The sequence below is a fragment of the Streptosporangium sp. NPDC049376 genome, from assembly GCF_044466505.1.
GTDB lineage: Bacteria > Actinomycetota > Actinomycetes > Streptosporangiales > Streptosporangiaceae > Streptosporangium.
Map to the genome: position 1 here is coordinate 146,424 of NZ_JBITMT010000012.1, position 25,175 is coordinate 171,598.

At 70.0% G+C, this 25,175-nt stretch carries 28 protein-coding genes and 1 pseudogene; 18 read left to right on the forward strand and 11 right to left on the reverse strand.

What is annotated here, in order from left to right; all coding sequences use genetic code 11:
• Nucleotides 1-197: 197 nt before the first annotated feature.
• The 3 genes from ACIBVQ_RS27310 (at nt 198) to ACIBVQ_RS27320 (ending at nt 3,765) form a co-directional block, all read left to right on the forward strand.
• Complete coding sequence (locus tag ACIBVQ_RS27310) at nt 198-989, forward strand: SDR family oxidoreductase (protein ID WP_352013594.1); 792 nt, start codon at nt 198-200, stop codon at nt 987-989.
• Between the two features lie 9 nt (nt 990-998).
• Nucleotides 999-1,982: an RNA polymerase subunit sigma-70 gene (locus ACIBVQ_RS27315; RefSeq protein WP_399180871.1), complete on the forward strand. Its 984-nt coding sequence runs from the start codon at nt 999-1,001 to the stop codon at nt 1,980-1,982.
• A gap of 79 nt (nt 1,983-2,061) precedes the next feature.
• A complete protein-coding gene (locus ACIBVQ_RS27320) occupies nt 2,062-3,765 on the forward strand; it encodes a GAF domain-containing sensor histidine kinase (RefSeq protein WP_352013592.1) in 1,704 nt (567 codons plus the stop codon).
• A 63-nt stretch (nt 3,766-3,828) separates the two neighbouring features.
• Here the strand turns inward: ACIBVQ_RS27320 and ACIBVQ_RS27325 are convergent, their stop codons facing one another.
• Together ACIBVQ_RS27325 and ACIBVQ_RS27330 are read right to left on the reverse strand one after the other, a co-directional pair.
• Nucleotides 3,829-4,236 (reverse strand): pyridoxamine 5'-phosphate oxidase family protein, encoded by a 408-nt coding sequence (locus ACIBVQ_RS27325; RefSeq protein ID WP_362917122.1) that lies wholly within the window; start codon nt 4,234-4,236, stop codon nt 3,829-3,831.
• A 52-nt stretch (nt 4,237-4,288) separates the two neighbouring features.
• Nucleotides 4,289-5,347, reverse strand: a complete 1,059-nt coding sequence (locus ACIBVQ_RS27330; protein WP_399180873.1) for a hypothetical protein — start codon at nt 5,345-5,347, stop codon at nt 4,289-4,291.
• 256 nt (nt 5,348-5,603) lie between these two features.
• On the opposite strand from ACIBVQ_RS27330, the gene ACIBVQ_RS27335 reads away from it, so the two are divergent.
• The 3 genes from ACIBVQ_RS27335 to ACIBVQ_RS27345 are packed head-to-tail and all read left to right on the forward strand — an operon-like array spanning nt 5,604 to nt 8,232.
• The gene (locus ACIBVQ_RS27335) at nt 5,604-6,587 is read left to right on the forward strand and encodes an Acg family FMN-binding oxidoreductase (protein WP_399180875.1); all 984 of its coding nucleotides are present in this window, start codon (nt 5,604-5,606) and stop codon (nt 6,585-6,587) included.
• Between the two features lie 59 nt (nt 6,588-6,646).
• Nucleotides 6,647-7,318 carry a TetR/AcrR family transcriptional regulator gene (locus ACIBVQ_RS27340; RefSeq protein ID WP_352013588.1) on the forward strand — a complete coding sequence of 224 codons (672 nt, stop codon included), beginning with the start codon at nt 6,647-6,649 and terminating at the stop codon, nt 7,316-7,318.
• A gap of 17 nt (nt 7,319-7,335) precedes the next feature.
• The gene (locus ACIBVQ_RS27345; protein WP_399180878.1) at nt 7,336-8,232 is read left to right on the forward strand and encodes an alpha/beta fold hydrolase; all 897 of its coding nucleotides are present in this window, start codon (nt 7,336-7,338) and stop codon (nt 8,230-8,232) included.
• A gap of 109 nt (nt 8,233-8,341) precedes the next feature.
• On the opposite strand, the gene ACIBVQ_RS27350 is transcribed toward ACIBVQ_RS27345, so the two are convergent.
• Nucleotides 8,342-8,800 carry a MarR family winged helix-turn-helix transcriptional regulator gene (locus ACIBVQ_RS27350; protein WP_399180880.1) on the reverse strand — a complete coding sequence of 153 codons (459 nt, stop codon included), beginning with the start codon at nt 8,798-8,800 and terminating at the stop codon, nt 8,342-8,344.
• A gap of 121 nt (nt 8,801-8,921) precedes the next feature.
• On the opposite strand from ACIBVQ_RS27350, the gene ACIBVQ_RS27355 reads away from it, so the two are divergent.
• Complete coding sequence (locus tag ACIBVQ_RS27355) at nt 8,922-10,343, forward strand: amidohydrolase family protein (RefSeq protein ID WP_399180882.1); 1,422 nt, start codon at nt 8,922-8,924, stop codon at nt 10,341-10,343.
• A gap of 359 nt (nt 10,344-10,702) precedes the next feature.
• Here ACIBVQ_RS27355 and ACIBVQ_RS27360 read toward each other — a convergent pair whose 3' ends face one another.
• Together ACIBVQ_RS27360 and ACIBVQ_RS27365 are read right to left on the reverse strand one after the other, a co-directional pair.
• A complete protein-coding gene (locus tag ACIBVQ_RS27360; RefSeq protein ID WP_399180884.1) occupies nt 10,703-10,909 on the reverse strand; it encodes a DUF397 domain-containing protein in 207 nt (68 codons plus the stop codon).
• Nucleotides 10,897-11,712 carry a Scr1 family TA system antitoxin-like transcriptional regulator gene (locus ACIBVQ_RS27365; protein ID WP_399180886.1) on the reverse strand — a complete coding sequence of 272 codons (816 nt, stop codon included), beginning with the start codon at nt 11,710-11,712 and terminating at the stop codon, nt 10,897-10,899. Before ACIBVQ_RS27365 ends, ACIBVQ_RS27360 begins: the two co-directional genes overlap by 13 nt.
• Nucleotides 11,713-11,940: 228 nt before the next feature.
• Between ACIBVQ_RS27365 and ACIBVQ_RS27370 the strand changes: the two are divergent.
• The 7 genes and pseudogenes from ACIBVQ_RS27370 to ACIBVQ_RS27400 all read left to right on the forward strand — a co-directional run.
• A pseudogene (locus ACIBVQ_RS27370) lies at nt 11,941-12,336 on the forward strand (ATP-binding protein); the annotation flags it as partial.
• A gap of 672 nt (nt 12,337-13,008) precedes the next feature.
• Nucleotides 13,009-13,233, forward strand: coding sequence for a hypothetical protein (locus ACIBVQ_RS27375; RefSeq protein WP_399180997.1), 225 nt, complete (start codon nt 13,009-13,011; stop codon nt 13,231-13,233).
• Complete coding sequence (locus tag ACIBVQ_RS27380) at nt 13,230-13,646, forward strand: hypothetical protein (RefSeq protein WP_399180888.1); 417 nt, start codon at nt 13,230-13,232, stop codon at nt 13,644-13,646. The genes ACIBVQ_RS27375 and ACIBVQ_RS27380 overlap by 4 nt, the downstream gene beginning before the upstream one ends.
• Nucleotides 13,647-13,705: 59 nt before the next feature.
• Nucleotides 13,706-14,035 carry a hypothetical protein gene (locus tag ACIBVQ_RS27385; RefSeq protein ID WP_399180890.1) on the forward strand — a complete coding sequence of 110 codons (330 nt, stop codon included), beginning with the start codon at nt 13,706-13,708 and terminating at the stop codon, nt 14,033-14,035.
• Between the two features lie 474 nt (nt 14,036-14,509).
• Nucleotides 14,510-14,743, forward strand: a complete 234-nt coding sequence (locus ACIBVQ_RS27390; RefSeq protein ID WP_399180892.1) for a hypothetical protein — start codon at nt 14,510-14,512, stop codon at nt 14,741-14,743.
• Between the two features lie 13 nt (nt 14,744-14,756).
• Complete coding sequence (locus ACIBVQ_RS27395) at nt 14,757-14,987, forward strand: BldC family transcriptional regulator (RefSeq protein ID WP_399180894.1); 231 nt, start codon at nt 14,757-14,759, stop codon at nt 14,985-14,987.
• Between the two features lie 29 nt (nt 14,988-15,016).
• Nucleotides 15,017-15,283, forward strand: coding sequence for a hypothetical protein (locus tag ACIBVQ_RS27400; RefSeq protein ID WP_399180897.1), 267 nt, complete (start codon nt 15,017-15,019; stop codon nt 15,281-15,283).
• On the opposite strand, the gene ACIBVQ_RS27405 is transcribed toward ACIBVQ_RS27400, so the two are convergent.
• Both ACIBVQ_RS27405 and ACIBVQ_RS27410 read right to left on the reverse strand, forming a co-directional pair.
• The gene (locus ACIBVQ_RS27405; RefSeq protein ID WP_399180899.1) at nt 15,280-15,705 is read right to left on the reverse strand and encodes a hypothetical protein; all 426 of its coding nucleotides are present in this window, start codon (nt 15,703-15,705) and stop codon (nt 15,280-15,282) included. The genes ACIBVQ_RS27400 and ACIBVQ_RS27405 overlap by 4 nt on opposite strands.
• 77 nt (nt 15,706-15,782) lie before the next feature.
• Nucleotides 15,783-16,544 carry a DUF2127 domain-containing protein gene (locus ACIBVQ_RS27410; RefSeq protein WP_399180901.1) on the reverse strand — a complete coding sequence of 254 codons (762 nt, stop codon included), beginning with the start codon at nt 16,542-16,544 and terminating at the stop codon, nt 15,783-15,785.
• A 134-nt stretch (nt 16,545-16,678) separates the two neighbouring features.
• Between ACIBVQ_RS27410 and ACIBVQ_RS27415 the strand changes: the two genes are divergently transcribed.
• The gene (locus ACIBVQ_RS27415) at nt 16,679-16,918 is read left to right on the forward strand and encodes a hypothetical protein (RefSeq protein WP_352013567.1); all 240 of its coding nucleotides are present in this window, start codon (nt 16,679-16,681) and stop codon (nt 16,916-16,918) included.
• 110 nt (nt 16,919-17,028) lie between these two features.
• Here ACIBVQ_RS27415 and ACIBVQ_RS27420 read toward each other — a convergent pair whose 3' ends face one another.
• Nucleotides 17,029-17,571 (reverse strand): carboxymuconolactone decarboxylase family protein, encoded by a 543-nt coding sequence (locus tag ACIBVQ_RS27420; RefSeq protein WP_362911013.1) that lies wholly within the window; start codon nt 17,569-17,571, stop codon nt 17,029-17,031.
• Nucleotides 17,572-17,747: 176 nt separating this feature from the next.
• Here ACIBVQ_RS27420 and ACIBVQ_RS27425 point away from each other — a divergent pair, with 176 nt between their 5' ends.
• Nucleotides 17,748-19,280, forward strand: a complete 1,533-nt coding sequence (locus ACIBVQ_RS27425; RefSeq protein ID WP_399180903.1) for an NAD(P)-binding domain-containing protein — start codon at nt 17,748-17,750, stop codon at nt 19,278-19,280.
• A 42-nt stretch (nt 19,281-19,322) separates the two neighbouring features.
• Here the strand turns inward: ACIBVQ_RS27425 and ACIBVQ_RS27430 are convergent, their stop codons facing one another.
• From ACIBVQ_RS27430 to ACIBVQ_RS27440, 3 genes are all read right to left on the reverse strand, one after another.
• Nucleotides 19,323-19,985, reverse strand: coding sequence for a nitroreductase family protein (locus tag ACIBVQ_RS27430; RefSeq protein ID WP_399180905.1), 663 nt, complete (start codon nt 19,983-19,985; stop codon nt 19,323-19,325).
• A gap of 64 nt (nt 19,986-20,049) precedes the next feature.
• A complete protein-coding gene (locus ACIBVQ_RS27435; RefSeq protein ID WP_362783668.1) occupies nt 20,050-21,177 on the reverse strand; it encodes a glutamate--cysteine ligase in 1,128 nt (375 codons plus the stop codon).
• Between the two features lie 92 nt (nt 21,178-21,269).
• Nucleotides 21,270-22,400 carry a M20/M25/M40 family metallo-hydrolase gene (locus tag ACIBVQ_RS27440; protein ID WP_399180907.1) on the reverse strand — a complete coding sequence of 377 codons (1,131 nt, stop codon included), beginning with the start codon at nt 22,398-22,400 and terminating at the stop codon, nt 21,270-21,272.
• Nucleotides 22,401-22,636: 236 nt separating this feature from the next.
• Between ACIBVQ_RS27440 and ACIBVQ_RS27445 the strand changes: the two genes are divergently transcribed.
• Both ACIBVQ_RS27445 and ACIBVQ_RS27450 read left to right on the forward strand, forming a co-directional pair.
• A complete protein-coding gene (locus ACIBVQ_RS27445) occupies nt 22,637-23,944 on the forward strand; it encodes an MFS transporter (protein WP_399180909.1) in 1,308 nt (435 codons plus the stop codon).
• Nucleotides 23,945-24,052: 108 nt separating this feature from the next.
• Complete coding sequence (locus tag ACIBVQ_RS27450; protein ID WP_352013560.1) at nt 24,053-25,156, forward strand: ferritin-like domain-containing protein; 1,104 nt, start codon at nt 24,053-24,055, stop codon at nt 25,154-25,156.
• Nucleotides 25,157-25,175: the final 19 nt, after the last annotated feature.

Below are 25,175 nucleotides of genomic sequence, written 5' to 3' on the forward strand. Positions count from 1 at the left end.
GCTCGTCTGAGGCCTGACAGCCCACAGGGGCCGTCGCACCGGATCCGGTGCGATGGCCCTCGTCGTTTCCGAGAGCCGAGAGCCGGGACTCGGGGGCCAGGAGCCCTGGGGAGGTCCCTGGGACATCTCCCGAAAAATCCGGAGAAAAAAGTTTCGTCGCACCGATGAGTTCGCGCCCGAGTCCCCGTTACAGGGGCATGACACAGATTCTGCGGGACAAGAACGTCATCATCTACGGCGCGGGCGGCGGCATCGGCGGCGGCGCGGCAAGGACCTTCGCCAGGGAGGGCGCCAGGGTCTTCCTCGCCGGACGCACCCGCGCGTCGCTCGACGCGGTCGCGGCGGACATCACCGAGGCGGGCGGCCTCGCCGAGGTCGACCAGGTCGACGCGCTCGACGAGCACTCGGTCGAGGAACACTTCCGGTCCGTCGTCTCCCGGGCCGGTGGGGTGGACGTGTCCCTCAACCTGATCACCCGCGGGGACGTGCAGGGCGTCCCGCTGGTCGACATGTCGGCCAAGGACCTCACCACGGCCGTCGTGAACGGCCTGCTGACGAACTTCCTCACCGCCAGGGTCGCCGCCCGCCACATGGCCACCAGGGGCGGTGGGGTCGTCATGACGATCACCAGCGGCTCCTCCCGGGGAACCGCCCCGATGATGGGCAGCACGGGCCCGGCGGACGCGGCGGTCGAGACGTTCCTGCGCTACCTGGCCGCCGAGGCCGGACCGAGCGGGGTGCGGGTCGTCGGCCTGCACACGGCCGGGGTCATCGAGACCCTGACGCGCGAGAAGGTCGTCGAGGTGAACGGCGGGCTGACCGACTTCGACCCCGAGGCGTTCGAGAGGGCGATGGCCGGGATGACCATGCTCGGGCGCATGCCCAGGCTGGCCCAGGTCACCGAGACCCTGGCCTTCCTGGCCTCGGACAGGGCCGCCGGGATCACCGGCACGACCGTCAACGTCTCCTGCGGCCTGGTCGCTGGTTAGGTTCGTACCGTGTGGACAGGTCACCAGGAAACCGGCGAGGACACGCTCGTCACGGCCGCCCTCGCGGGGGACGAGACGGCGTTCGCCACCGTCGTCGAGCGGCACCGCCGGGAGTTGCACGTGCACTGCTACCGGATGCTCGGCTCCTTCGACGAGGCCGAGGACGTCGTCCAGGAGACGTTCCTGAGGGCCTGGCGCGGAAGGGACGGTTTCCAGGGAAACGCGCTCTTCCGGGCCTGGCTCTACAAGATCGCCACAAACGCGTGCATCGACCACTCCCGGCGCGGGGCGCGCTCGGCCACGTCCTTCGCGGACCTGCCGTGGCTGCAGCCGTACCCCGACCGGTTGCTCGACCAGGTGGCGCCGGGCGAGACCGAGCCCGACGCCGTCCTGGTGACCAGGGAGACGATCGAGCTGGCCTTCCTCGCGGTGATCCAGCTCCTGCCGCCGAAGCAGCGGGCGGTCCTCATCCTGCGTGACGTGCTCGAATGGTCGGCGGCCGAGACCGCGGCGGCCCTGGACACGACGGTCGCCTCCGCCAACAGCGCGCTGCAGCGGGCCCGCGCCACGGTCAGGGAGCACCACCCGGTACGGCCGGCCCCCCGGCCGCCGAGCGAGACGGAACGGGAACTGCTCAGGCGCCTCATCGAGGCGCACGAGCGGGCCGACGCCGACGCCGCGCTCGCCCTGATGCGCGAGGACATCCGGATCACGATGCCGCCGCTGCCCATGTGCTACGACGGACTGGCCATGATCGCGCCGCTGCTCCGGCGGGGGCTGACGGACCCCGGAGAGTGGCGGCTGCTGCCGGTCGCCGCGAACCGGATGCCGGCCGCGGCCAGTTACCTCAGGGCGCCAGGGGAGACGGAGTTCAAGGCTTTCAAGATCGACGTCCTGCGGATCGAGGACGGCGCCGTGGCGGAGATCACCACCTTCGACACCCGCCTCTTCCCCGCGTTCGGCCTGCCGCCCGTGCTGGCCATGCCTCGCTGAAAGCCCGATTCGTCGCTTTTTGTGCCAAGGACACTCCCCCATCTTCAGGGCGGGATCTTCGGGTGCGAGACTTCGCTGTATGGGGAGGATCGAGCCCGGTGGCCTGCTGCCGCACCTGAGACTGGACGAGCTGCTCACGGAGCTGCAGAGCCGCCTTGAGGCGGTGCTGGCCACCCGGGACCGGGTGCACGCCCTGCTGGACGCCGTCGTCTCCGTGGGCAGCGACCTGGACCTGGAGACCGTGCTGCGCCGGATCGTGGAGACCGCGACCCATCTGGTCGAGGCCTCCTACGGCGCGCTCGGCGCGATCGGCGAGCAGAACACCCTGGTGCAGTTCATCCCGGTCGGCCTGTCCGAGGAGGAGATCGCCCGCATCGAGCACTGGCCGCACGGCCTCGGCCTGCTCGGCCTGCTCATCAAGGAGCCGAAACCGCTGCGTCTGGCCCACATCTCCGACCACCCCGAGTCCTACGGCTTCCCGCCGGGACACCCGCCGATGGGCTCCTTCCTCGGGGTGCCGATCCGGGTCCGCGAGGAGGTCTTCGGCAACCTCTACCTCACCGAGAAGCGCGGCGGCGGGGCCTTCGACGAGGAGGACGAGGCGATCGTGGTCGCGCTGGCCACCGCCGCCGGTGTGGCCATCGAGAACGCCCGGCTCTACGAGGAGAGCCGCAGGCGGGAGGTGTGGCTGCAGGCCTCCTCCGAGGTGACGACCAGCCTGCTGTCCGGGGCCGACCCGCAGCGGGTGCTGACCCTGATCGCGCGGCGGGCCAGGCAGATGGCGGGCGCCGACGTGGCCGCGGTCCTGCTGCCCGACGGGTCGGGCGACCACCTGAAGGTGATCATCGCCGACGGCCCCGAGGAGGAGGTCCCCGGCACGTGGGAGCGGGTCCCGGTCGGCGCCTCCTTCGAGGGGCAGTCCCTGACCAGCGGGCAGCCGCTCATGGTCACCGCCCCCGCCGAGGCGGCCACCCCGGCCGCGGTCGCCGAGCACATGTCGCTCGGCCCGATCGCCGCGGTGCCCATCGGCGCGGAGGGAGCGGTGCGGGGCGTGCTGTCCCTGGGCAAGCACCCGGGCCGCATGCCGTTCAACCAGGCCGAACTGCTCACCCTGCACGCCTTCGTCGGGCAGGCGGCCATCGCGCTCGAACTGGCCGAGAGCAGGATGGACGCCGAACGGCTCGGCCTCCTCGAAGACCGTGACCGGATCGCCCGCGACCTGCACGACGTGGTGATCCAGCGGCTGTTCGCGGTGGCCATGACGTTGATGAGCACCGTACGGCTGGTCGAACGGCCCGAGGCCTCCTCCCGGCTGCAGAACGCGATCGACGAGCTGGACGCGACCATCAGGCAGATCCGTTCGACGATCTTCGCCCTGCAGACGCCCCAGGGCGACGCCGAGGCCGGGCTGCGCGGGAAGATCGTCGAGCTGGTCGAGGGGGCCCGGGGCCACCTGGGCTTCATGCCGGGGCTGCAGATGGAGGGGCGGCTCGAACACGAGGTCCCCGCCGCGGTCGCCGAACACCTGCTGGCCGTACTGCGGGAGGCGCTGTCCAACGTCGTACGGCACGCCAGGGCGACCAAGGCCGGGGTGAGCGTGGAGGCGCGCGGTGAGTGGCTCATCCTGACGGTGACCGACAACGGCACCGGGATGCCCCAGGACGGCAGGCGCAGCGGGCTGCGCAACCTGGCCGAACGCGCCGAACAGCTCGGCGGCTCCTTCGCCATCGTCTCGCCCCCCGAGGGCGGCACCCACCTCGAATGGAGCGTCCCCCTGGGGTGAGAGCGGGGAACGCGAAAGACCGGGACGGCGTCGGCGCCTCCCGGAGGGTGTCGGAACGTGGTGTCAGCGTCTGAGGCGGCGGCCGGAGACCTGCTCGGCGCGGACCACGATGAAGTGGTTGCGCTCCCCGGGGGCCCAGGTGGTCAGCGGCAGCCGCGAGAGCCGGTCGATCTGCCCGGGATCGGACACGGCGTGCGCGCGGCCGACGGCGGTGACCGACCAGCCGGTGCGGGTGTGAACGTCGAACTCGTCCACCTCGAAGGCGACCACGGTGTGCCTGGTGGCGGCGGCCAGCTTGGAGCCGGTGCCGGTCCGGATGACGATGTCCTCACCGTCGAGATAGAAGGTGACCGGCTGCACCGCCGGCAGGGCGCGATCGGTGAAGACGATCCGTCCGATGATGGCCGAGGAGATCAGGTCCAGGCACTCCTGGCGGGAGAGCACGTCCAGTCCGGCCGAGTCGACGTTCATGCCTGCCAGCTTCGTCTGGTGACCGGTTACCGGGGCAGAGGCGAAAGTCCCATCATCCACGGCGGTCAGCCTCGGCGAACACGCGGGTCCGGGTCAGTCCCCACCCCTCGGCGAAGTCGATCTCCACGGTGGCCCTGCGCGGCCGTGGGGAGACGGCCTGCGCGCGCTGGAAGACGTACAGGTTGAGGACCTGCTGGGCCCGGGGGTCCTCGGCGTACAGGTGCCTGTTCACCCACAGCCGTTCCCAGGCGGTCGCGTGCCGTCTCAACAGCGTCGCGAAGCAGCCCGCACGCACCACGGCCGACCTGGCCGACGCCTCGCTCTCCGTGGCGGCCCGGTCCGCCGAGGTGTAGAGGGCAACGACCTTCTCCACGGTCACCTCCTCGCCCGCCCGCACCCACACGGCGCGGTCGTCGTGCACCCAGCTCTCCTCGACGCCCCTGCCGACGCCCTCCTCGACGACCCGCTCGGCCCGTCCCCCGGCCAGCGTCGTCCTGGCGGCGAGCGCGACCTCGACGCCCGAGGCCGCGATGCGCGTCAGCAGTTCGATCACCCCGTGGGCGGCGTGCGCGCAGATCGGCGTCAGCTCCTCCCACCCGTTCCCGGCTGCCGGGGAGCCGGTGACACGTCCGTCGAGCGCGGAGCGGACCTGGAGCATGCCCTCCCAGTTCTCCGGGACGATCGTCGCGGTCAGGGCGGCCAGGTGCCGGTCGGCCATGGAGACCAGGCGCCGCTGTTCCATCCTGGTGATCCGGCCCGCGGCGTCACGGACCCGCACCAGCCGCGAAAGCGTTCCCTGGCCCATGTCGAGGGTGTGCGTGCAGGTCAGCAGCTCGGCCCCACCGGGGACGAGCCAGTCGCCGCCCTCGGCCCTGAAGGTGAGGGGCAGCCAGTTGGGCACGTTGACCAGGTCCTCGTCCTCGGCGGGCCGTCCGGCAGGCCGGGCGTGGCAGCCGGTGACGTAGGTGCCCGGGTGGTGGACGTCGTCCGCCCGCGCCTCGGGCACGGCGCCCCGGGTGGCGAAGTAGCCGTTGCCGAGCGTCGTGAACATCTCCCGCAGCCCCTCGTGGGCGGGGTCGAAACCGTCGTATGTGAGGAGCCAGGGGTCCACGTTTCCTCCTGTCGGGTCGTGGTCCCGCCAGGTCGCCGTACGGGCGGGGCCGAGGCGGCACGATGCCGCGGCTGCCCGCATTTCACTACGGGAAAGGCCGCTTGACGAGGGTCGGAAGTCCCTGATGCCGGAGTCTTTCGGCCGACTCCAGGTCACGCCGACGGCGGGTGGCCATAGGTCCTCCGAATCGGGGACTTTCGGCGCTGACGTCGCACCGGCCGCCGGGGGATCGTCATGGGGAGAGGGAGGGGAAGCCATGCGGGCCGAGGACGTCACGAAGACGATCGACACGGCGCTCCAGGCGGCGGTGTGGGCGCCGTCCGTGCACAACACCCAACCCTGGTCGTTCGTCGTCGACGGCGAGGAGATCGCCCTGCGGGCCGACAGCGACAGGAGGCTGCGGGCCGGCGACGTCACGGGCAGGGAGATGCTGATCAGCTGCGGCGCCGCCCTGGCGAACATGCGCCTGGCGCTGCGCGCGCTGGGCCACGAGGCGCCGGTGCGGGTGCTCCCCGACCCCGACCGCCCCGCCCTGCTGGCCACCGTACGGCTCGGCGAGCACGTCGAGCCGGACGAGCACACCGTGACGCTGTACGGCCAGGTCGAACGGCGGCGCACCCACCGGGCCGGGTTCGACGACCGGCCGGTTCCGGAGCGGCTGGTCGACGAACTGGTCCAGCAGGCCGCGGTCGAGGGAGCACGCCTGACGCCGATCCGCTCGACGGCCGCGGTGCGGGTGCTGGCCGCGCTCACCGAGGCGGCCCAGGAGGTGCAGTCCCAGGCCACGCTGTTCACCCTCGACGTCATCCGCTGGGGAAGGCCGCCGGAGAGCGGGCACGTGGACGGGGTCCCCGCCGAGGCCTACCCCCGGGAGCCGGTGGCGACGGAGCCCGCCTTCCCCCAGCGCGACTACGCCCACGGCCGTCCGTGGGGTGAGGAGTCCGACCGGTTCACCGCGACCTCGACCGGGCTGGTGGCGGCGCTGACCACCCTGGCCGACTCCAGGGAGGACTGGATCGCGGCCGGGCAGGCGCTCCAGCGCGTCCTGCTGCACGCCGCCGCGCACGACGTCCGGGCGGCCTTCCACACCCAGGCCCTGGAGATGGCCCACCTGCGGGAGTTCGCCCGGCAGGAACTGCTGTCCGGTGAACACCCACAGATGATCATGCGTCTCGGGTTCACCCCGGATGAGGGAGTGGGCGTCAGAAGGCCGGTCGGCGAGGTGCGCGAGGACGGCTAGGCGTCCGTGACGGTTCCCGGTTTTGGATCCGCGCGCGGTTGCCTATTAGGATACGACTCGTGCCGTATCCTAATAGTGCGCCCAGCGCGAAGCCTCCCGGTCGTCCACGCGACGCGGCCAGGGAGAGCGAGATCCTCGCCGTCGTCCTCTCGCTCCTGAGCGAGACCGGCATCGACGGGGTGACGTTCGAGGAGGTGGCCCGCCGGGCCCAGGCCTCGAAGCGGACCCTGTACCGCCGCTGGGCGACGAAGCAGGAGATGGTGGTCGCGGCCATCAAGGCAGGCCCGGCCGCGGGCAACAAACCCGACCCGATCGACACGGGCTCACTCCGCGGCGACCTGCTCGCTCTCCTTGAGCGGCTGGAGGCGACCGTGGAGGCCGGATCTCCGGTCAGTCTCGCCATCATGCAGGCGGGCCTCGGGGACCCCGAACTCTGCCGGCACATCGAGGAGTCCGCGGGCCCCACCGGCGCCCGGATTCCCGACGCCGTCCTGCGGGCCGCGATCGACCGGGGCGAGCTTCCGGCGTCCGCCGACCCGTTCGCCTACGAAGAGGTCGCGGCGGCCGTGCTCGTCATCCGCAAGCTCAACGGCCTCAGCACCGATCGGCGCTACCGCGAGGCGCTTGTCGACTCCGTCCTCATCCCGGCGCTGCGAAGCGGCGTCAGCGCCGACCAGCACGGCATCTTCTCCGGCCGCCCCACCCCGGCCGCCCCCGATCCCCACCAGTGACCGAAGGACCCACCGCCATGACCGACCTCACCATCCCCGGCTTCACCTACGACCGCGTCGCAGGAGCGGGCGGAACCGAACTCAACGTCGCCCACGCGGGCCAGGGCTCGCCCGTCGTCCTCCTGCACGGGTTCCCGCAGACACACCTCATGTGGAGCGCCGTCGCCCAGGAGCTCAGCCGCGACCACACCGTCATCGCACCGGATCTCCGCGGCTACGGCGACAGCGACAAGCCCGACGCCCTTTCACCCGACACCTACTCCAAGCGCACCATGGCCGACGACGTCGTCACGGTCGCCGCGCGGCTCGGGCACGACAGGTTCGCGGTCGTCGGACACGACCGCGGCGCGCTCGTCGCCGTCCGCGCGGGCCTCGACCACCCCGAAACGGTCACCCACGTGGGCATCCTCGACGTGCTCCCGACCATGGACACCTGGGACGTCCTGCACGGCGTCGACGCCAAGGTCGCCTGGCACCTCTACCTCATGGCGCAGCCCCCGGGGCTGCCCGAGAAGATGATCGGCGCCGTGGCCGGGGAGTTCTTCGCGTCGTTCCTCGACGCCTGGGACCCCACGGGAACCACCTTCTCGCCCCGGCTCCGGGAGCACTACATCGCGGCCTCGTCGAAGGCGGTGCCGTCCATCGTCGCCGACTACCGCGCGACCGCGAGCGTCGACCTTGAGATGGACCGGGCGGACCGGGCCGACGGGCGGCGGCTCACCATGCCGGTCGCGGCGATCTCCCAGGACTGGGGAAGCCTGCTCGGGTTCGATCCCACCGAGATCTGGGGGGCCTGGGCACCCGACTTCACCTACGAACCGATCGACGCGGGCCACTTCATGGCCGAGGAGGACCCCGCCCGCGTCACGGCCTTCGTGCGACGACTCCTCACCCGGCAGACCGTCTCCCGCTGACGGCGCTCCACGGCGCCGCCCGGGTCGAACGGGTCGTCACGGACGACGGCTCCCGCTGCCGCGTTCCGCGCGGTGACCTCGTACGCTGCGTCGACGATGTCCCGGCCTCCTACGGCTGGGCGTCGGCCTGGAGGTTGTCGAGGATCTTGGCGGCGACGTCGGCGAACCGTTCGAGCTCCTCAGGGGTGAGGGGATCGACGAACAGGCGCCGGACCTCCCGGGCGTGGCCAGGCGCGGCCCTCCTGAGCGCGGCGAGGCCCTCCGCGGTGAGTACGGCGTACACACCACGGGAACCGCACGGCTCCCTGGTGACCAGGCCCCGCCGTTCCATCCTGGTGAGCTGGTGGTGCATGCGGCTCTTCTCCCAGCCCGCGACCCGGCCGAGTTCGTAGGCGCGCATCCGCCGCTCCGGCGCCTCGGCCAGCAGGACGAGCACGGTGTAGTCGGCGTTGGACAGGCCGCCGTCGGCCTGCAGCTGCTGCTCGACGCGTGTCCTCAGCAGCTCGACCATCAGGAAGGACGTCCGCCAGGCGCGGAGTTCGCGTTCGGTCAGTCCCAGCTGTGCCATGGGGGCACTTTAACCCATGAGTTGACATGTCCACTCATGGGCGTACCGTGGCGAGTAGACACATCAACTCGATATGTCGTGCTCATCCCCCTGTGGCTGGTGCCTCGCGAAGGAGACCCCCATGTCCAGCGAGTGGAACGAGAACGAGCCCGCGCCCCCCGACGGTGGTCGCCTGGTCATCCGGGGCGGGGCGGTGATGTCGATGGACCCGGCCGTCGGCGACTTCGAGGACGCCGACGTCCTGGTCGAGGGCGGCAGGATCGTCGCGGTCGGCCCCGGCCTCGACGCCCAGGACGCGAACGTGATCGACGCCCGGGGACGTGTCGTCATGCCGGGGTTCGTCGACACGCACCACCACCAGTTCGAGACGGCCGAGCGCGCCTTCCTGCCCAACGGCCTGCTCACCGACGACGGGTCGGGCTCGCCAAGCGCCCAGCCCAATTACGGCGAGCACATCCTCGGAAGGTTCGCCCCGGCCTACCGGCCGCAGGACGTGTACGTCAACGTGCTGTTCGCGGGACTCTCGCAACTCGACGCGGGGGTCACCACGGTGCTCGACGTGTCGCAGATCCACCACTCCCCGGAGCACACCGACGCGACGGTCCAGGCGCTGGTCGACACCGGGCGGCGTGCCGCGTTCGGCCTCTTCGAGGGCGCAGGCCGTACCGGGTCCCGGTATCCGGAGGACGCCTACCGCGTCAGGGAACGGTGGTTCCCCACGGACGATCGGCTGGTGACCATGGTCATGGGCGGCGAGATCTACCTCGGCGGGCAGGCGCATCGCCGGTCCTGGGCGATCGCCCGCGAACTGGGCGTGCGGATCGCCGCCCACGCGGTCGGCTCGTGGGGGACGATGCGGCAGGACCTGGAGAGGATCGCGAGGGGTGAGGACGGGGTCCGGGTGGGTCCGGACAACCTCTTCATCCACATGACCGGCATGTCCGACGAGACCTGGAAGCGAATCCGGGACGCGGGCGCACGGGTCTCGCTGGCCTTCCCGATCGAGATGGTCATGCGGCACGGCACCCCGCCGATCCTCACGATGCGGGAACTGGGCATGGAGCCCTCGCTGAGCTCGGACGTCGAGACGACGATGGCCGCGGACCCGTTCACGCTGATGCGCTCCGCGATGACGATGCAGCGCATGGTCGTCAACCAGATGATCCTCGACCGGGGCGGACCCGTGTCACCGGGCACCCCCGAACTGCTCACCGTCCGGGACGTGCTGAGATACGCGACCGTCAACGGCGCCAGGGACCTGGGACTCGACGACAGGACCGGCACGCTCACCCCCGGCAAACAGGCCGACATCGTCATCCTCGACGCCACCGCGCTCAACGTCGCCCCGCTCAACAACGTGCCGGGGGCGGTCGTCTCCCTGATGGACCGAGGCAACGTCGAAACCGTCCTCGTCGCCGGAAAGATCCGCAAATGGCGGGGCCGGCTACTCGACGTCGACCTCGACCGCCTACGACACGACCTTGAGGCCTCCCGCGATCACCTCTTCAAAGCAGCAGGCGTACGACGAGACCTGTTCGCCTAGACCTGGGGTGGTTCGTGGGGCGAGCCTGTGCGGCTTGTCGGCTAGGACTTCGAGGGGACGCGGCAGCCGGTCGCGGAACCCTTCGATGTCACCGATGACCTGCTGTCCGGCCGTGGCGCGATCGGTGAGGAACCCGGGCCCCGATCGACGCCACGGTCGAGACGGGCGGGCCGCGAACCCTTCAGGGTGATGAGGAACTCGGTGTCGTCGCGGTCGATGGTCTCAATGGACAGATCGTGAATCACGGGGTTCCTCGCTTTTGGGTAAGCGGGTCCTGGCTTTCACTGCGTGAGCTGTCTCTGACATGGAAAAGGCCCCGGCGCCGTACGGTGCCAGGGCCTGGCGGGGAGAGCAGGAGATCAGGCGTCGAAGGCGCCGGTGTTCACGTGGCCGATGAACGAGCGCCACTGGGTGGGGGTGAACACCAGGGCCGGTCCGGAGGGGTCCTTGCTGTCGCGGACGGCGACGATGCCAGGGAGATTGGTGGCGACTTCCACGCATTGCCCGTTGTCGCCGCTGGCAGTGGCCTTTCTCCATGAGGCGCCGCCAAGGTTTACCTGGTCCATTTCTTGATCGCATCCTCTATTGTCTGCCGCGTAGCGCTTTTCGGTTGAGCGTCCGCTCTGATGCTGTCATATCGCTGTTTGATGCGTGCTACGGCGTCGTGGTCGGCTGTCACCTGGCCAGACAAGACCGAATCGGTAGAGACCACTTCGGAGCCGTCACGCAGCCGCGCCAACCCGAACGCGCTCATCATGCCAGGCACGCACCCTGCGGCGGTAGGAACCAGTTGGATGGTTATGCGTGGGTGGTGGGCCATCTCCAGCAGGTAGCGCAACTGGGCCGTCAGGACTTTGGAGCCGCCGATGGGGCGGTGCAGTACTCCTTCGTCGATGAGGGCGGTGAAGGTCGGTGGGGGAGAGCCATCGAAGATCGTGATCCGGCTGGTACGGGCCTGGACGCGCTCGTTCACCTGCTCAGGGGTTGAGGTCGTCTGGAAGATCGCGTGGGCGTAATCGGGAGTCTGCAGGATGCCCGGGATCAGCAGCGGGTCCCACGATTGCAGAATGACGGCGCGGGGTTCGATCTCCTCAACCCAGCGAGCGAACCAACCCAGTGCGGGTGACTGGGAGATCTTCGTGAACAGGGCGGCGAAGTGGCCGTCCAGGCCGAAGACGCGGTCAGCGTTCTCGGCGATGTCGAGAGTGGGCGCGCGGCGGCCGGTTTCGACATGGCTGATAAGCGACTCATGGCACCGAATCCGGCTGGCCAGGGTGGCTTGCGTCATTTTTGCGGCTTTGCGGTATTCGGCCAGGTCGGTGGCGAATCGGGCCCGAGGTGATATCTGGTCGCTCACATGAGGATTCACGGGCCTCTCCCTGGCTGCGGGGGCAAAGGGTCATTGTCCATGACCGTACTGCGACATTAACACGACACTCAATACAAGGAAGGTGTATTTCTTTGTCGGCCAGGTATCACGAAGAAGGTGCACCAATGAGCGACCTGAGCCTTCATGCTTGACCTCGACACCGTCGAAGACGACAGATGGTGTGTCTTGGTGAATGGCAGGTCGAAACTCGGATAAGTCGGTGATTTCATGCCAACGGCAACCGCCACCCCTCAGCTCCTAAAAGAGGCATCTGAGGTGGATCAACGGCAAATCACAACACTACGACGCGGCACCCGAACGCCGCACCAGGCACGGCAGACGGTCACGCTCTGGCTCGCCGACTACGGCATAACGCTGAACCCTGACGCTCTCCTCGTCGTTTCTGAACTGGTGACCAACGCCGTTCGTCACGTGCCCGCAGGCCCGCAACGCGACTGGGTCAAGGTCCGGTTCGGCCTTGCTGCCGGATTCATTCGACTGGAAGTGATCGACCCGGGCACTCCAACGTCCGAACCACGCTTCCAGCCGCTCCAGCCGGACTCGATGGGGTTGTCAGGGCGAGGCCTGGACCTGGTCGCGGGGCTGTCACTGCGCTGCGGCACCCAGCTCACCGCACACGGCCACCGCATCGTGTGGGCCGACCTGGCGATCGCTGGAACCAGCAGCGACGCCGCCGGTATTGTGCCCCTGCCCATGGGGTGCGCCCGCTGTGGTCATCCCCCCTACACCCACGGTTGTTCGCAGCAGGACGGGCACGAGTATGTGCAGCCGTCCGGGCTGTTGATGAATGCCCGTCTCCAGGCCCGTCGTGAGTACGGTCCGCAGGTTTTTCCCGCGCCCCGGCCTCCGACAGAGGTCGCGCCCGCCGAGGTGATCCCGCTGGCGCCCGCCCAGCGCCGTCCCGAGCCCGATCCTGAGCCGGAGGCGCCCACAATGGTCCCGGCTGCGAGAGCTGTACCGGATGGTGGTGGGAAGCCGGATTTTGGGCCGGTTGCGGTTCCGGAGTCTGTGCCTGTGAAACCGGTACGGCCCGCGCGGCCACCGCTGCCCAGGAGAGTTCGGCGTCCGTTCCCTCGGGTTCCTCGGTCGGGGGTCATCTGGACGCGGGTGTATCAGCTCCACCACTTCGGTGTACGGCCTCGATGTTCCGTTTCGCGTGCTCGTGCGGCCAGGCGGCCGGTTCGGGTTTCGGCTGTTTCTTGTCTCGTAGGGCAGGCCCGTCTGGCGAACGTCCTGGCCAGGCACGCCTCTGGTCGGATCTTGGAGGTTCAGGTCATGCACAACGCCCCCACGGCCCCGGTGATCCCGGGTTGGCGGTTGCTCATCAGTGACGCGGGCCGGTTCTGGGCCTTCCGCAACCACGTCTTCCCCTTCGCCGCCGTACGGGCCGGGGCCGAGTCGGCTGTGGACGCCGACACCTTCGAGGAGATCCAGGCCGTCGTCGCCGAGCAGGAGAAGACCGCCCGCGCCGCCGCCTTCGTCGAGGAGGTCACCTCATGACGGGACGCCACAGGGACGGCCAGCCGTACGAGCCGGTGTATCGGCGGCTCTGGGACGGACCCGCGCGGGCCGAAGCGGAGCGGATCGACCTGGCCTGGGCCGACTGGACGGTCCTCTACAGCCTGGGGCGACGTTCCTTCTATGCCGTCGCCGCCTGGGACGGTCCCCGGCCGGTGATCGTCGAGGACCCCACGGCCGATGGGCTGGAGGAGCGGATGCGGGAGGCCGAGATGATCCGGGCGATGCGGCTCTCGCCGCAGCCTGCTCCGGCGCCGGTTCGGCGTAGGAGGGGTGGGGCCGGTCGTCCGTCCTCCGGGGCACGGAACGGGGAACCCGGCGGGGAGCGGGGTTCGCCAGGCGGGGAGACGGCATCCGCCGGTGGACGGCGTTCGCCGGGTGGGAGGGCGGCATGATGCTGTCGGCCTGGGCGGATCGTCAAGGATCTGAGCTTTCCGATCGAACCTGTGACTCCGTGCGGACGGCTCACCCGGGCTGGCTGGTGTTCCACAGCTCGACGACCGGGTTGTGGAGTGCCTACCGGAGCGCCCTGTTCGGCAGGCCGTGTCCCGGGGAGGTGCTGCTGGTGCGGGCAGGGTCGGCCGAGGAGTTGGACCGCAAGTTGGCCGCTCAGATGCTTCCGGTGGTGCCGCCGAGCATCCAGGCCGTTGCCGTCGCCCGTGCCATCCAGGCCGCTCGGGTCAGGCAGCTGGCCCGGGTCTCCCGGGTCGGTCAGGCCGTATGTCCTGGTCAGGCGGCTCAACCGGGTCGGGCCACGGTGTTGCGCGGGCTGCTGCGCTCCTGAAAGCCGGTACGGCGGGCGGTGGACATTCATCCCACCCGCTGCCCGCCGTACCCCATGACGTGCGGCTCAGGGATGAGGGACCTGGGCCGCACACCCTCACACCCCCATAAGCGTGCGGTCCAGGCGGGAGGGGTCTGGGCCGCACTCCCTCGCAGGCGGTTTCCGTGCACGTTCCGGGCGTGCTGGGGAAGGGGAGCCGTCTGGCGCACCGGCCCTGTGTCCTGGGGCCGGTCCTCCTCCAGGGTGCCCGGCCAAGTGCTCCCCGGCTCGGGGCCGGGCACCCGCCCTCCCGCAAGGCTTCCCGGCGCCTTCACAAGAAGCTCTCCGGCCGGCTCGAACGATCAAGAGCTCCAGCCGGACGAAGGCTCACGGAGATCCCCGCCCGAGCCAGGACGTCCGGACCTCACGGCCCGGACGAAGGCTCTCCCCGCCTGAACGACGAGTGCCCTGTCCGCCTCCCGAATCAGGACGACCATGACCGACGACGAACGACGGCTGATCAGCCTGCTCGTCAGCACTCACCCTGCCTGGCGGTACGAACGACACGACCTGCCCGGCCTGCCCCGGTGGTGGGCCATCCGCTACGAACCCCTGCGGCTCGACCAGCGAAAGGCCGGGGCCCGCGACGTGCTGGGCCGTACGACCCTGCACCGGTTGGCCGCCGCGTTGGCCTGGCACGACGAGATCCTCCACCGCAGCCGCTACTGAAGGAGAGCCCCCTATGTCTCCCCTCAAGGCCGTAGCCCCGGACGGCACCTTCGCCACCGGGCCCGGCACCACCGAACGACTCCTCACCCCCGGCGAGGTCGCCAGGATCTTCGGCGTGGACCCCAAGACCGTCAACCGGTGGGCCCTCACCGGGCGCATCCCCTCGGTCAGGACCCCCAGCGGCCACCGCCGCTACCGCGAAACCGACATCAAGGCACTCCTCAACGACTCGACGTCGTCCTGACGCGCCCAGGGTGACTCTTCCCTCATGCGGTGCTGGGACTGTTCCGGAAGAACCACGTTCACCTGCGGCGACGCGGCGTCCGCTGCGCCATTCCGGACAGGGGCGGCCAGGCCCGCAACCGCAGGAAACGCGGCTCGCGCGGTGGCCGACCACCGAAGTTCGATCCGCGGTACAAGGTCCGGCACGCGGCCGAGTGCGGCGTCAACCGCCTCAAGAGGCACCGTGCCGTGGCCACGAGGTACGACAAACGCCACGAGGCGACCGCGGCCGGCAACGAACGGCCGTGGCACGCCTAGTCTTCAAAAGGGACGAACTTGGCGAGCGAAGCCCAGTCGAGGGGACGCACGATCGTGGCCAGGTGGGCGAAGGGATCCTGCGTGGCCGTTTGGAACCACATCACCGAGAGCACCGTATGTCCAGGCTCTGCGATGTCCTCGGGCTTCCACCATGACGTCAGCCGAGCGTGAACCGTCTCTCGCGGCAGCCACTCCTCGACCCGCCCCTCCGCGTCGGCCCGGAGCTTGTCGAGATCGTGCACATACAAATGCGGCGTAGCTGCCATCGCCTTCTCAATGCCCATCAGACGAAAGCGGCGGTGTAGGCGCGGCGTCCCTTCGAGCACACCTTCACGGTCGTCACTCACCGTGAGCGCGCGAAGCTCGGCGTGCACCGGTCCCACTTGATAGCTACGCAGCTCGTCATTCCCCATCTGGACCATGGGCAGAGGGTAGGCGTGTCCGACAAGCGGACCAAACGACTTTCGTGGCACGCCTTGGCCGTACTCAACCTCTGTGGTCAGTGCGTCCAGGGCTTCCCGCCGGTCATGGCGGCGCGTTCGATCTCGACGAGGGAGGCGCTTCTGCGTTCGGCCTCGTAGGCGGTCCGGCCGCCCCGCAACCCGAACAGCCGTTTCGTCCAGACGAGGTAGCCGAGCAGGGCCAGGTTGACCAGGAGGGCGCCCAGCCGTAGCGGGGTGACCCGCTGGGTGAGTTCGTGGATCTCCAGGGGGAGGAAGACGCCGGTCGCGACGAACGCGAAGTACTCCCCCCACCGTTTGAGCAGCCACAGCCCCACCGCCTCGACCAGCTCGACCGCGGCGTAGGCGACCAGCGCGACGGTGATCCAGCGCAGGGTCGTCTCGCTGGCGCCGAGCGCGTCCTGGATCCAGGACAGGACACGGGAGTGCTGGACGTCGAGGCCGGCCTGGCCGAGGATCGGCAGTTCCCGTTGGAAGATCTGCTGGAGCGGCTCCCGGTTTCCCCTGAAGCGCCAGACCGCGTACGCCGCCGGGAGCAGCAGGACCGTTCTGAACAGGCGCTCGACGGCGAAGAAGCGCAGCACGACGATGTCGCGCAGGTGGTCGCCCCGGCTCACGTCCGGCGCCAGGTCGGCGGGGCCGCCACCCTGGACGGGCCCCACGGTGAAGTCGGCACAGCGCAGGCAGCGCCACGCCTCACCCGCCGCCGTCGCCGTACGCAGGCGTTCGCGCAGTTCGGGTTCGTCGGGGGCGTAGGTGCGGTGGCCGGTGAAGGCGCAGGTCAGCAGCGACCAGTCCATGACCGCCACCCTAGGCGCGTCCCCGGGGTGTCGGACGGGCCGACACACAAGGGACTCTTTCCGGGTTTAACAGGCCTGCTAAAGCCGGAAAATAATTCGTTTCACGAGAGAGGGTCGCATCGTAGAGTGGGGTTATGTCTCCCAAGGAATCATCCGGTGGACAACCTGGCAGCACCTGGATTTTTCTGACCTTCATCCTCCCCATCATCGGTCTCTCCTCCATCGTCCGCGGCATTCACGATCTCTCCCACGGCGGGGGCTGGTGGACCTACGTCACCGGGACGTTCTTCCTGGTCGTCGGCGCCGGCATCTGGGGTGTCCGGCTGGGTGTCGTGTGGAACCGCCTCATGAGGCGGCGCAAGGTCTCCCGCTAGTCACCGGATAAATCCGCTATCGGCTACATATGTCGGATTAGCCATTCTGGAGCATCCGGAGATATCCATCCGGGCCGTGAAGGAATCACCCTTTCGGCCCGGACTAACATTCAGGACAGATAGCCCGATTCGACAATGCGCCGGGCCGAGGCCTCGTACCCCTCCCCGCCCTCGGGAGCCAGTGTCCCGAGCCCGTCGACGTAGCGGTTGAACATGCAGAACGCCGCCGCGATCAACACGGTGTCGTGGATCTCCAGGTCGGTGGCGCCCTCCTTGCGGGCCGCCTCGACCAGTTCCCGGCTCACCTCGCGGGCGTCGCCACGCACGACGCCCGCGATCCGCAACAGGGCGCGCAGCTTGCCGGAGACCGGCGCCGCGTCCAGGTCGGCGCGCACCTGCTCGACCAGGGTCATCCCCTCGTCGAGCTGGGCGGCGGCGAACGCCGAGTGGGACGCGCAGCAGAAGGAGCACTCGTTCAGACCGGAGACGTAGGCGGCGATCAGCTCGCGCTCACCGGCGGACAGCGGGTGCGGCCCGCGCAGCAGCACCTCGGCCAGTGCGCCGAGCGGCCCGGCCGTCTCCGGCCTGAACCGCATGAGTCCGGAGATGCCAGGAAACGCGTGCTCGTCCACGCCGAGATCGATGTGTGCCATGACGTCACTCCTCGAAGGATCGGTGAAGGCCGATGGTGACACGGCGTCATCCCGCGTGTCTTCGCTGAAAGTGCTCAGAAGGCGACACGTCCTGATCCGGCCAACTACGCGTCATTGACAGTCTTTTGAGGGTCCCCCATGGTCAAAAGGGGTCACGAGCGGAGGCCATGTCACCCATGAGTGAAGCGCACCAGTACGTCATCGTCGGAGCGGGGCCCGCGGGTCTCCAGCTGAGCTACTTCCTGCAGCAGGCGGGCGCCGACTACGTGACGCTGGAACGCGCGGACGCCCCCGCGAGCTTCTTCCGCACCTACCCCCGCCACCGCAGGCTGATCTCCCTCAACAAGGTGCACACCACGAGCACCGACCCGGAGATCAGGCTGCGCTGGGACTGGAACTCGCTGCTCAACGACTCCCCCGGACTGCTGTTCCCCGACTACAGCGCCGAGTACCTCCCCGCGGCCGACGACCTGGTGCGCTACCTGTCCGACTTCCAGAGCCTGCACGGCCTCGCCGTCCGGTACGGCACCGCCGTGAGCCGGATCGAGCGCTCCGGTGACGGCTTCCTCGTGCGCACCGGGGACGACGTGCTGCGCTGCCGGTGCGTCGTCGTGGCCACCGGGTGGGGCGCGCCGTACGTGCCGGAGATCAGGGGCATCGAGCACGCGGTCGGCTACGAGGAGATGGACACCGACCCGGCGGCGTACGCGGGCAAGCGGGTGCTCGTCGTCGGCAAGGGCAACTCGGCGTTCGAGACCGCCAACGCCATCCTCGGCCACGCGGCGATGGTGCACCTGGCCAGCCGCAGACCGCTGCGCCTGGCGTGGAACACCAAACACCCCGGTGACGTACGAGGTCAGTACGGGGCGATCCTGGACAGCTACCAGTTCAAGACGCTGCACTCGGTGCTCGACTGCGTGATCGACGAGATCTCCTGGACCGGGGAGCACTACGAGGTTCGCATCACCTACACCCACGCCGACGGGGAACAGGCCGTGCTCGAATACGACGCGGTCATCCGGTGCACCGGCTTCAGGATGGACACCTCGATCTTCGACCCGTCCTGCCGTCCGGAGACCGAACGCGACGACAGGCTTCCCTCGCTGCACCCGGACTGGCGTTCGTCCAACGTCGACGACCTCTACTTCGCGGGCACCATCGCCCAGGCACGTGACTTCCGCCGGGCGTCCTCGGCCTTCATCGACGGCTTCCGTTACAACCTGCGCACGCTCACCGCCCTGCTGCGCGAACGCTACGAGGGGGTGGCGCTGCCGTACGACACGGTTCCCGCCGACCCGCAGAAGCTGATGGCGCTGGTGCTCGACCGGGTGAACTGGAGCTCGGCGCTGTGGACCCAGTTCGAGTACCTGTGCGACGTGCTGGTGCTCGACGAGGCGAACGGGCTGGTCAGGCACTACACGGACCTGCCGGAGGACTACGCGCTCTCCCGGTTCGGGGACGAGCCCCACTACTACACGGTCACGCTGCGCTGGGGGCGTGAGGACTACGGCGACGTCTTCGCCATCGAACGGCACCCCGAACCCGGCCGGGCGCGGGAGAGCGCGTTCATCCACCCGGTCGTACGGCGCCACCGGGGCACCGAGCAGGTGGCCGAACGGCACCTGCTCGAAGACCTGCTGGCCGACTGGCGCCGTCCCGAACGGCACGTGGAACCGCTGCTGGCCTTCTTCGAGGAGAACCTCACCTGAGCAGCCGGGCGATCCCGGCATGCTCCGCTCGAAGGAGCGGCCTCAGCAGCGGATCATCACCTCCTCCAGCGGCTTGCGGGTCAGGTCGGGCACCCGGACGCCCGCCGCCGGGTAGCCGACCGGCATCACCAGGTAGGGACGCTCCTCCGGGGGCCGGTCGCACACCTCGTTGAGGAAGCGCATCGGGCTGGGCGTGTGGACCAGCGTGGCCAGCCCCGCGTGGTGCAGCGCCGCGATCAGCAGACCGACCGCGATGCCGACCGACTCCTTGACGTAGTAGGGCTTGGGGGTACGCGGCCCCTGGTGCACCTCGAAGATCACGATCACCACCGGGGCGATCTCCAGGAACGGCTTGTGCCAGTCGGTGCCGATCGGGGCGATCACGTCGAGCCACTCGGCGGGGGCCCGGTGCGCGTAGAACTCCCGTTCCTCGGCCTCGGCGGCCGCACGCAGCCGTCGCCTGCGCTCGGGGTCCGTCACGACGACGAACCGCCACGGCTGCAGGTTGGCGCCGCTCGGCGCGCTCGCCGCCGCCCGTACGGCCGCCTCGATCACCCCTTCGGGCACCGGGTCGGGTGCGAACTCCCGCACCGATCTGCGGGCGGTCATCGTGTCGGCGAACGCCCTGGCGTCGCGGGCCATGGCCGAAGGCGGCCTACGGCTGGTGACCAGGGGAATCGTCGGGTGCTCTGCGGTCTCGGTCAACGGAAAACGCCTCCCAGTCCGTCCTGCCTCCCCTCAAGGGTGGACCGGGCGGACCGGGATGTCGTTACGCGGACGTGCTCTCCTCCTGGAGGGCGGGCGGGGCCGTACAGGTGATGAGGTGGTCGACGACCCCGGCGAGCCCGCCGTCCTCGGCGGCGCGGCGCTGGCGGGTGGCCCCGTCGCCCTCCCCGGTCAGGCGCTTCAGCCAGCCGGTGACCAGGTCGAGGTCCCCGTGCTCCTCAAGCCCGGCAGCCGCGGCGTCGAGCATCCGTACGGCCAGCTCGGCGGCGGGCACGGGACGGCCGGTGCGCACGTCAACGCCGTACCCGCCGAGCCCGTCGCGGGCGGCCCGCCAGTAGGCGACCCGCATCAGGTCGGCCGAGACGACCGGCCCCGGATCCCCCCGGTCGACCAGCGTGAGCGAGGTCGTCACCAGGCCTCTGACCAGGGCGGCGACCATCGCCGACTCCTCGGCGGTGGTCGGCACGTCGGCGGCCCTGATCTCAAGCGTCGGCTGGTGCGCCGAGGGCCTGATGTCCCAGAAGACCGTGCCCACGTCGACCAGGGCCCCGGCCTCCTGGAGCATGGCGATGTGGGAGTCGTAGTGGTCGGCCGAGGTGAAGTACGGCGGAGGCCCCGCGACCGGCCAGCGGTTCCACACCAGCGTGCGCCAGCTCGCGTAGCCGGTGTCGCGCCGCGACCAGTACGGCGAGTTCGCGGTGAGCGCGATCAACGTGGGCAGGTGGGGCCGCAGGTGGTTGCCCGCGAGCACCGCCCGGTCGCGTTCCGGCAGCTCGACGTGGACGTGCAGGGCGCAGATGCTCAGCTCGTCGTGCAGACCCCTGAAGGTCGCGTTGCCCAGGTCCTGCCGGGGGCCCTCGGTCATCGGCGAGGGGACGACGTCCCCCAGCACCGGGGTGCCGCTGGCCATGATCCGCAGCCCCTCCTCGGCCGCCGAGGCGTCCAGCTCCGCCCGGCCCCGCGCGAGCTGGCCGTACAGGTCGGTGACCGTACGGCAGGGCAGCGTCCGTGACTCGACCTGGAGCTTGGTGATCTCCCCGCCCACCTGGGGTCCGAGCCGGTCGGCCGCCCGGCGCAGCACCGCCTCCGCCTGGGGCACCGCGCACCTGGTGACCGGATCGACGACAAGGAACTCCTCCTCGACTCCGATCCGCCGGCTGTCCCTGTTCATCGTGTCGCGCCCACTTTCGCGGTAGCCCCGGACGCGCGGGAGCGCGGCCGATCACAGCGTATTGGGGGCGACCGTCCGGTGTGGGGCGTTCGTCAGGAAGGCGTCGTCAGAAGCCTCGCGACGAGTGCGGCCAGCAGCGCCGCGCGGTCGGGCATCGCCCGTACGTCGACGTACTCCCCCCGCGCGTGCGCGCCGCCGCCGACCGCGCCGAGCCCGTCCAGTGTCGGCACGCCGAGCGCGCCGGTGAAGTTGGCGTCGGAGGCGCCGGGCACGTGCGCGCCGTCCGGCGGCGGCAGGCCGATGTCCTTGGCCGCGGCCTGCGCCACCGCGAGCAGCGGCAGCGCGACCTCCGGGGTCAGCGGGTGGCGGTTGATCCCGCCGCCGACGGACAGCACGGCCCCGGGCAGCCGCGCGGTCATCCTGCGGATCTCCAGGTCGACCCGTTCGAGCTCGTCCCTGGTCCAGGCGCGGACGTCGACGCAGAGGGTCGCGGTCTCCGGGACGGTGTTCGTCGTGGTGCCGCCGGTCAGCACCGTCGGGGTCACGCTGGTCTCCTCCGCCGGTGAGGCGAACGCCTGCACGGTGAGGACCTGGTGGGCGACCTCGACGGTGGCGTTGACGCCCCGCTGGGGTTCGACGCCCGCGTGCGCCGCCCTGCCGACGGCGGTGAGCCGGTAGAGGGAGCCGCCCTTGCGCGCGACCTTCAGCGCGCCCGCCGGGTCGCTGGCCTCGCAGACGAGCACCGCCCCCGAGCGCAGGGCCTGGCGTTCGATCAGCTCGCGGGAGGTGACGGAGCCGCTCTCCTCGTCGCAGGTGAGCAGCACACCGACCCGTGAGGTGTCCGCGAGCAGGCCAAGGGCGGTGAACATCTGCACGATGCCCGCCTTCATGTCGTAGGCCCCCGGCCCCGTCGCGCGGTCGCCGTCCACGGCGAAGGGCCACTGCCTGATCGTTCCTGCGGGCCACACCGTGTCGAAGTGGCCGAGCAGCAGCACCCGCTGGTCCCGCGCGGCCCAGAGCAGGTGGGGCAGTCCGTCCCTGACGACCCGCCGCGCCGGTCTGCCGAGTACGGCCTCGCCCCAGCCGGCGACCAGGTCGGCGCAGACCCGCAGGTGGGGGAGGGAACCGGGGGGCGACTCGCACGAGACCAGCTCCCCCAGCCGGTCGATCATCTTCGCGCCGTCCTCGTGCGCCGCCCATCGCATGACGCTCAGCGGTCTCATCGGACTCCTTCGGCAGCGGTCCCCGGCCGTCAGGCGGGCGCGAGGTCCTGCGGCGCCGCCGTGGTCGCGAGGATGACATGAGGTGCTGACTGTCAGTCAATTGTCGGATATTTCGTCTTTTGGGGCTTCTTCTGCGTTGCCTGGCTCCTGGACAGAGGGAGAAATTCATGCGACATATGACCCGGGAACCGGAAGAATGGGTTCTCTTTCTGGTTTGGGGTCTAAGGGGACGGCACGTGCACAGCTACCGGAGTGATCTCGGCATGCTCCGGGATCGGGACTTCTCTCTTCTGCTCGTCGCCAGAACCATCTCGGTACTCGGCACCTCCTTCGCCCCCGTGGCCCTCGCCTTCGGCGTCCTGGCCCTGCCCGGCGCGACGGCCGGAACCCTGTCGGTCGTCCTCACCGCCGAGTCGCTGCCCATGGTGGTGTTCATGCTCGTCGGCGGTGTGATCGCCGACAGGCTGCCCCGCGACCGGGTGATGATGACCGCCGAGACGCTCAACGCGGCGGCCTTCCTCAGCCTCGCCGGCATGATGCTCACCGGCTGGACCCCGCTGCCCGCCCTGGCGACGGCGGCGGCCGTCAGCGGCGTCTCCACGGCCATCCTCTTCCCCGCCCTGACCGGCATCGTCCCCGACGTCGTCGAGGCCGACCGCCTGCAGACCGCCAACGCCCTGCTGGGGCTGGGTACCAACATCTCCCGGGTCGCCGGTCTCGTCATGGGCGGCATGACGGTCGTCCTGATCGGCGCGGGCTGGGCACTGGTCGTCAGCGGCCTGATGTTCTCCCTGGCCGCCGTGCTCGTGGCCGCCCTGCGCCTCAAGACCGCCGCCGCCCGGGCCTCGGACGAAGCCGAGACCGTACGGCCCGCCAGGACGTCGCTCCTCGACGGCGTGCGCTCCGTCTTCACCGACCTGCGCGGCGGCTGGCGCGAGTTCATCTCACGGCAGTGGCTGTGGGTCGTGGTCGCGCAGTTCTCCCTGCTGGTGCTGGCCATGCAGGCCGCGCACGGCGTGCTCGGGCCGCTGGTCGCCAAGGAACAGATGGGTGGGGCGGCGGCCTGGTCGGCCGTCCTGGCGGGCGAGGCGGTCGGCATGCTCGGCGGCATCGTCGTCACCCTGCGGCTGCGGCCCAGCCGTCCTATCCTGATCGCCACACTCATGACACTGCCGACCGCGCTGCCGTACCTGCTGCTCGGGATCTCGGCGCCGCTGTGGACGGTCGTCCTCGGCGCGGTCGTGATGGGTGTGTGCTTCGACGTCTTCGGCGTGCTGTGGAACACCACCATGCAGCGTGAGATCCCGCCGGAGGCGCTGTCGCGGGTCAGCTCCTACGACGCCCTCGGGTCCCTCATGTTCGGCCCCATCGGCCTGATGCTGGCCGGGCCCGCGGCGATCCTGGTCGGGCCGAGGCCCGCGCTGCTCGGCTGCGCCGCCCTCATCCTGCTGGCCTCGCTCGCCGCGCTGCTCTTCCCCGGGGTGCGCGGGCTGCGCGCCCCCGTCCAGGAAACGGAGGCCCCGGCGGCGGTCGAGGCGGTGTGAGAACCGGGTTCTCCCTGGTTGCGGACTTACGGCCCCGCCGTTGACACCCCAGGGAGCGCGTGAAACCGTTCCTACGGCGTACGTCCGCGTGCCATGGAGGTGATCACCGTGTCGACCGGCCGGTTCTACACGACCCCCGTAGGCGAGGCGACCTGGGATGTGCCGATGACCGGCGACGCCCGCTTCACCTGGGAGTACGACGAGAACAGGGAGAAACTGCTTGCCCTGTACCAGAAGGGCAAGGACAAGCAGTGGGACTCGGTCAAACGTATCGACTGGGACATCGAGGTCGATCCGTACGACGCGCTCGGCATGCCCGACCAGTCGCTGGCCATCTTCGGCACCAGGCACTGGGAGAAGATGGACGAGCGGGAGCGGAAGCGGGTGCGCCACCACGCCGCCGCCTGGCAGTTCTCCCAGTTCCTGCACGGTGAGCAGGGAGCCATGATCACCGGCGCCAGGATCGTCGAGACCGTCCCCGACCTGGACGCCAAACTCTACTCGGCCACCCAGACCATGGACGAGGCCCGGCATGTGGAGATCTTCTCCCGCTTCCTGCACGAGAAGCTCGGGCTGGTCTACCCGATCAACGGCAAGCTCCAGGACCTGCTGGGCGAGACGCTCGGCGACTCCCGCTGGGACATGCCCTACCTGGGCATGCAGGTCCTCATCGAGGGTCTGGCGCTGGCCGCCTTCGGCGTGATCCGCGACGCCAGCACCAAGCCGCTGCCCAAGCAGATCCTCGCCTACGTCATGCAGGACGAGGCCAGGCACGTCGCCTTCGGCCGCCTGGCGCTGCGCGACTACTACGCGCAGCTGTCGGCGGCCGAGCTGCGCGAACGCGAGGACTTCGTCATCGAGGGCTGCTACCTCATGCGCGACCGGCTGCGCGGCGTCGAGATCTGGGAGAACTTCGGCATCCCCCGCGCCGAGGCCCAGGAGATGCTCAGGGACTCGCCGTACATCCGGATGTTCCAGAGCCTGCTGTTCAGCCGGATCGTCCCGTGCGTGAAGGACATCGGCCTGTGGAGTGAGCGCATCCGCCAGGCCTACGACGACATGGGCGTCCTGGAGATGTCCAGGGGCGACCTCGACGCCCTCATGCGGCAGGACGAGGAGATCGCCGAGCGGATCGAGGTCGAGCGCTTCGCCGCCGAGGAGGCGGCGCGCCGCCGGGAAGTGGACGAGGTCATCGCCGAAGCCGCGTCCTGACGGCGGGAAAACCCTTTGC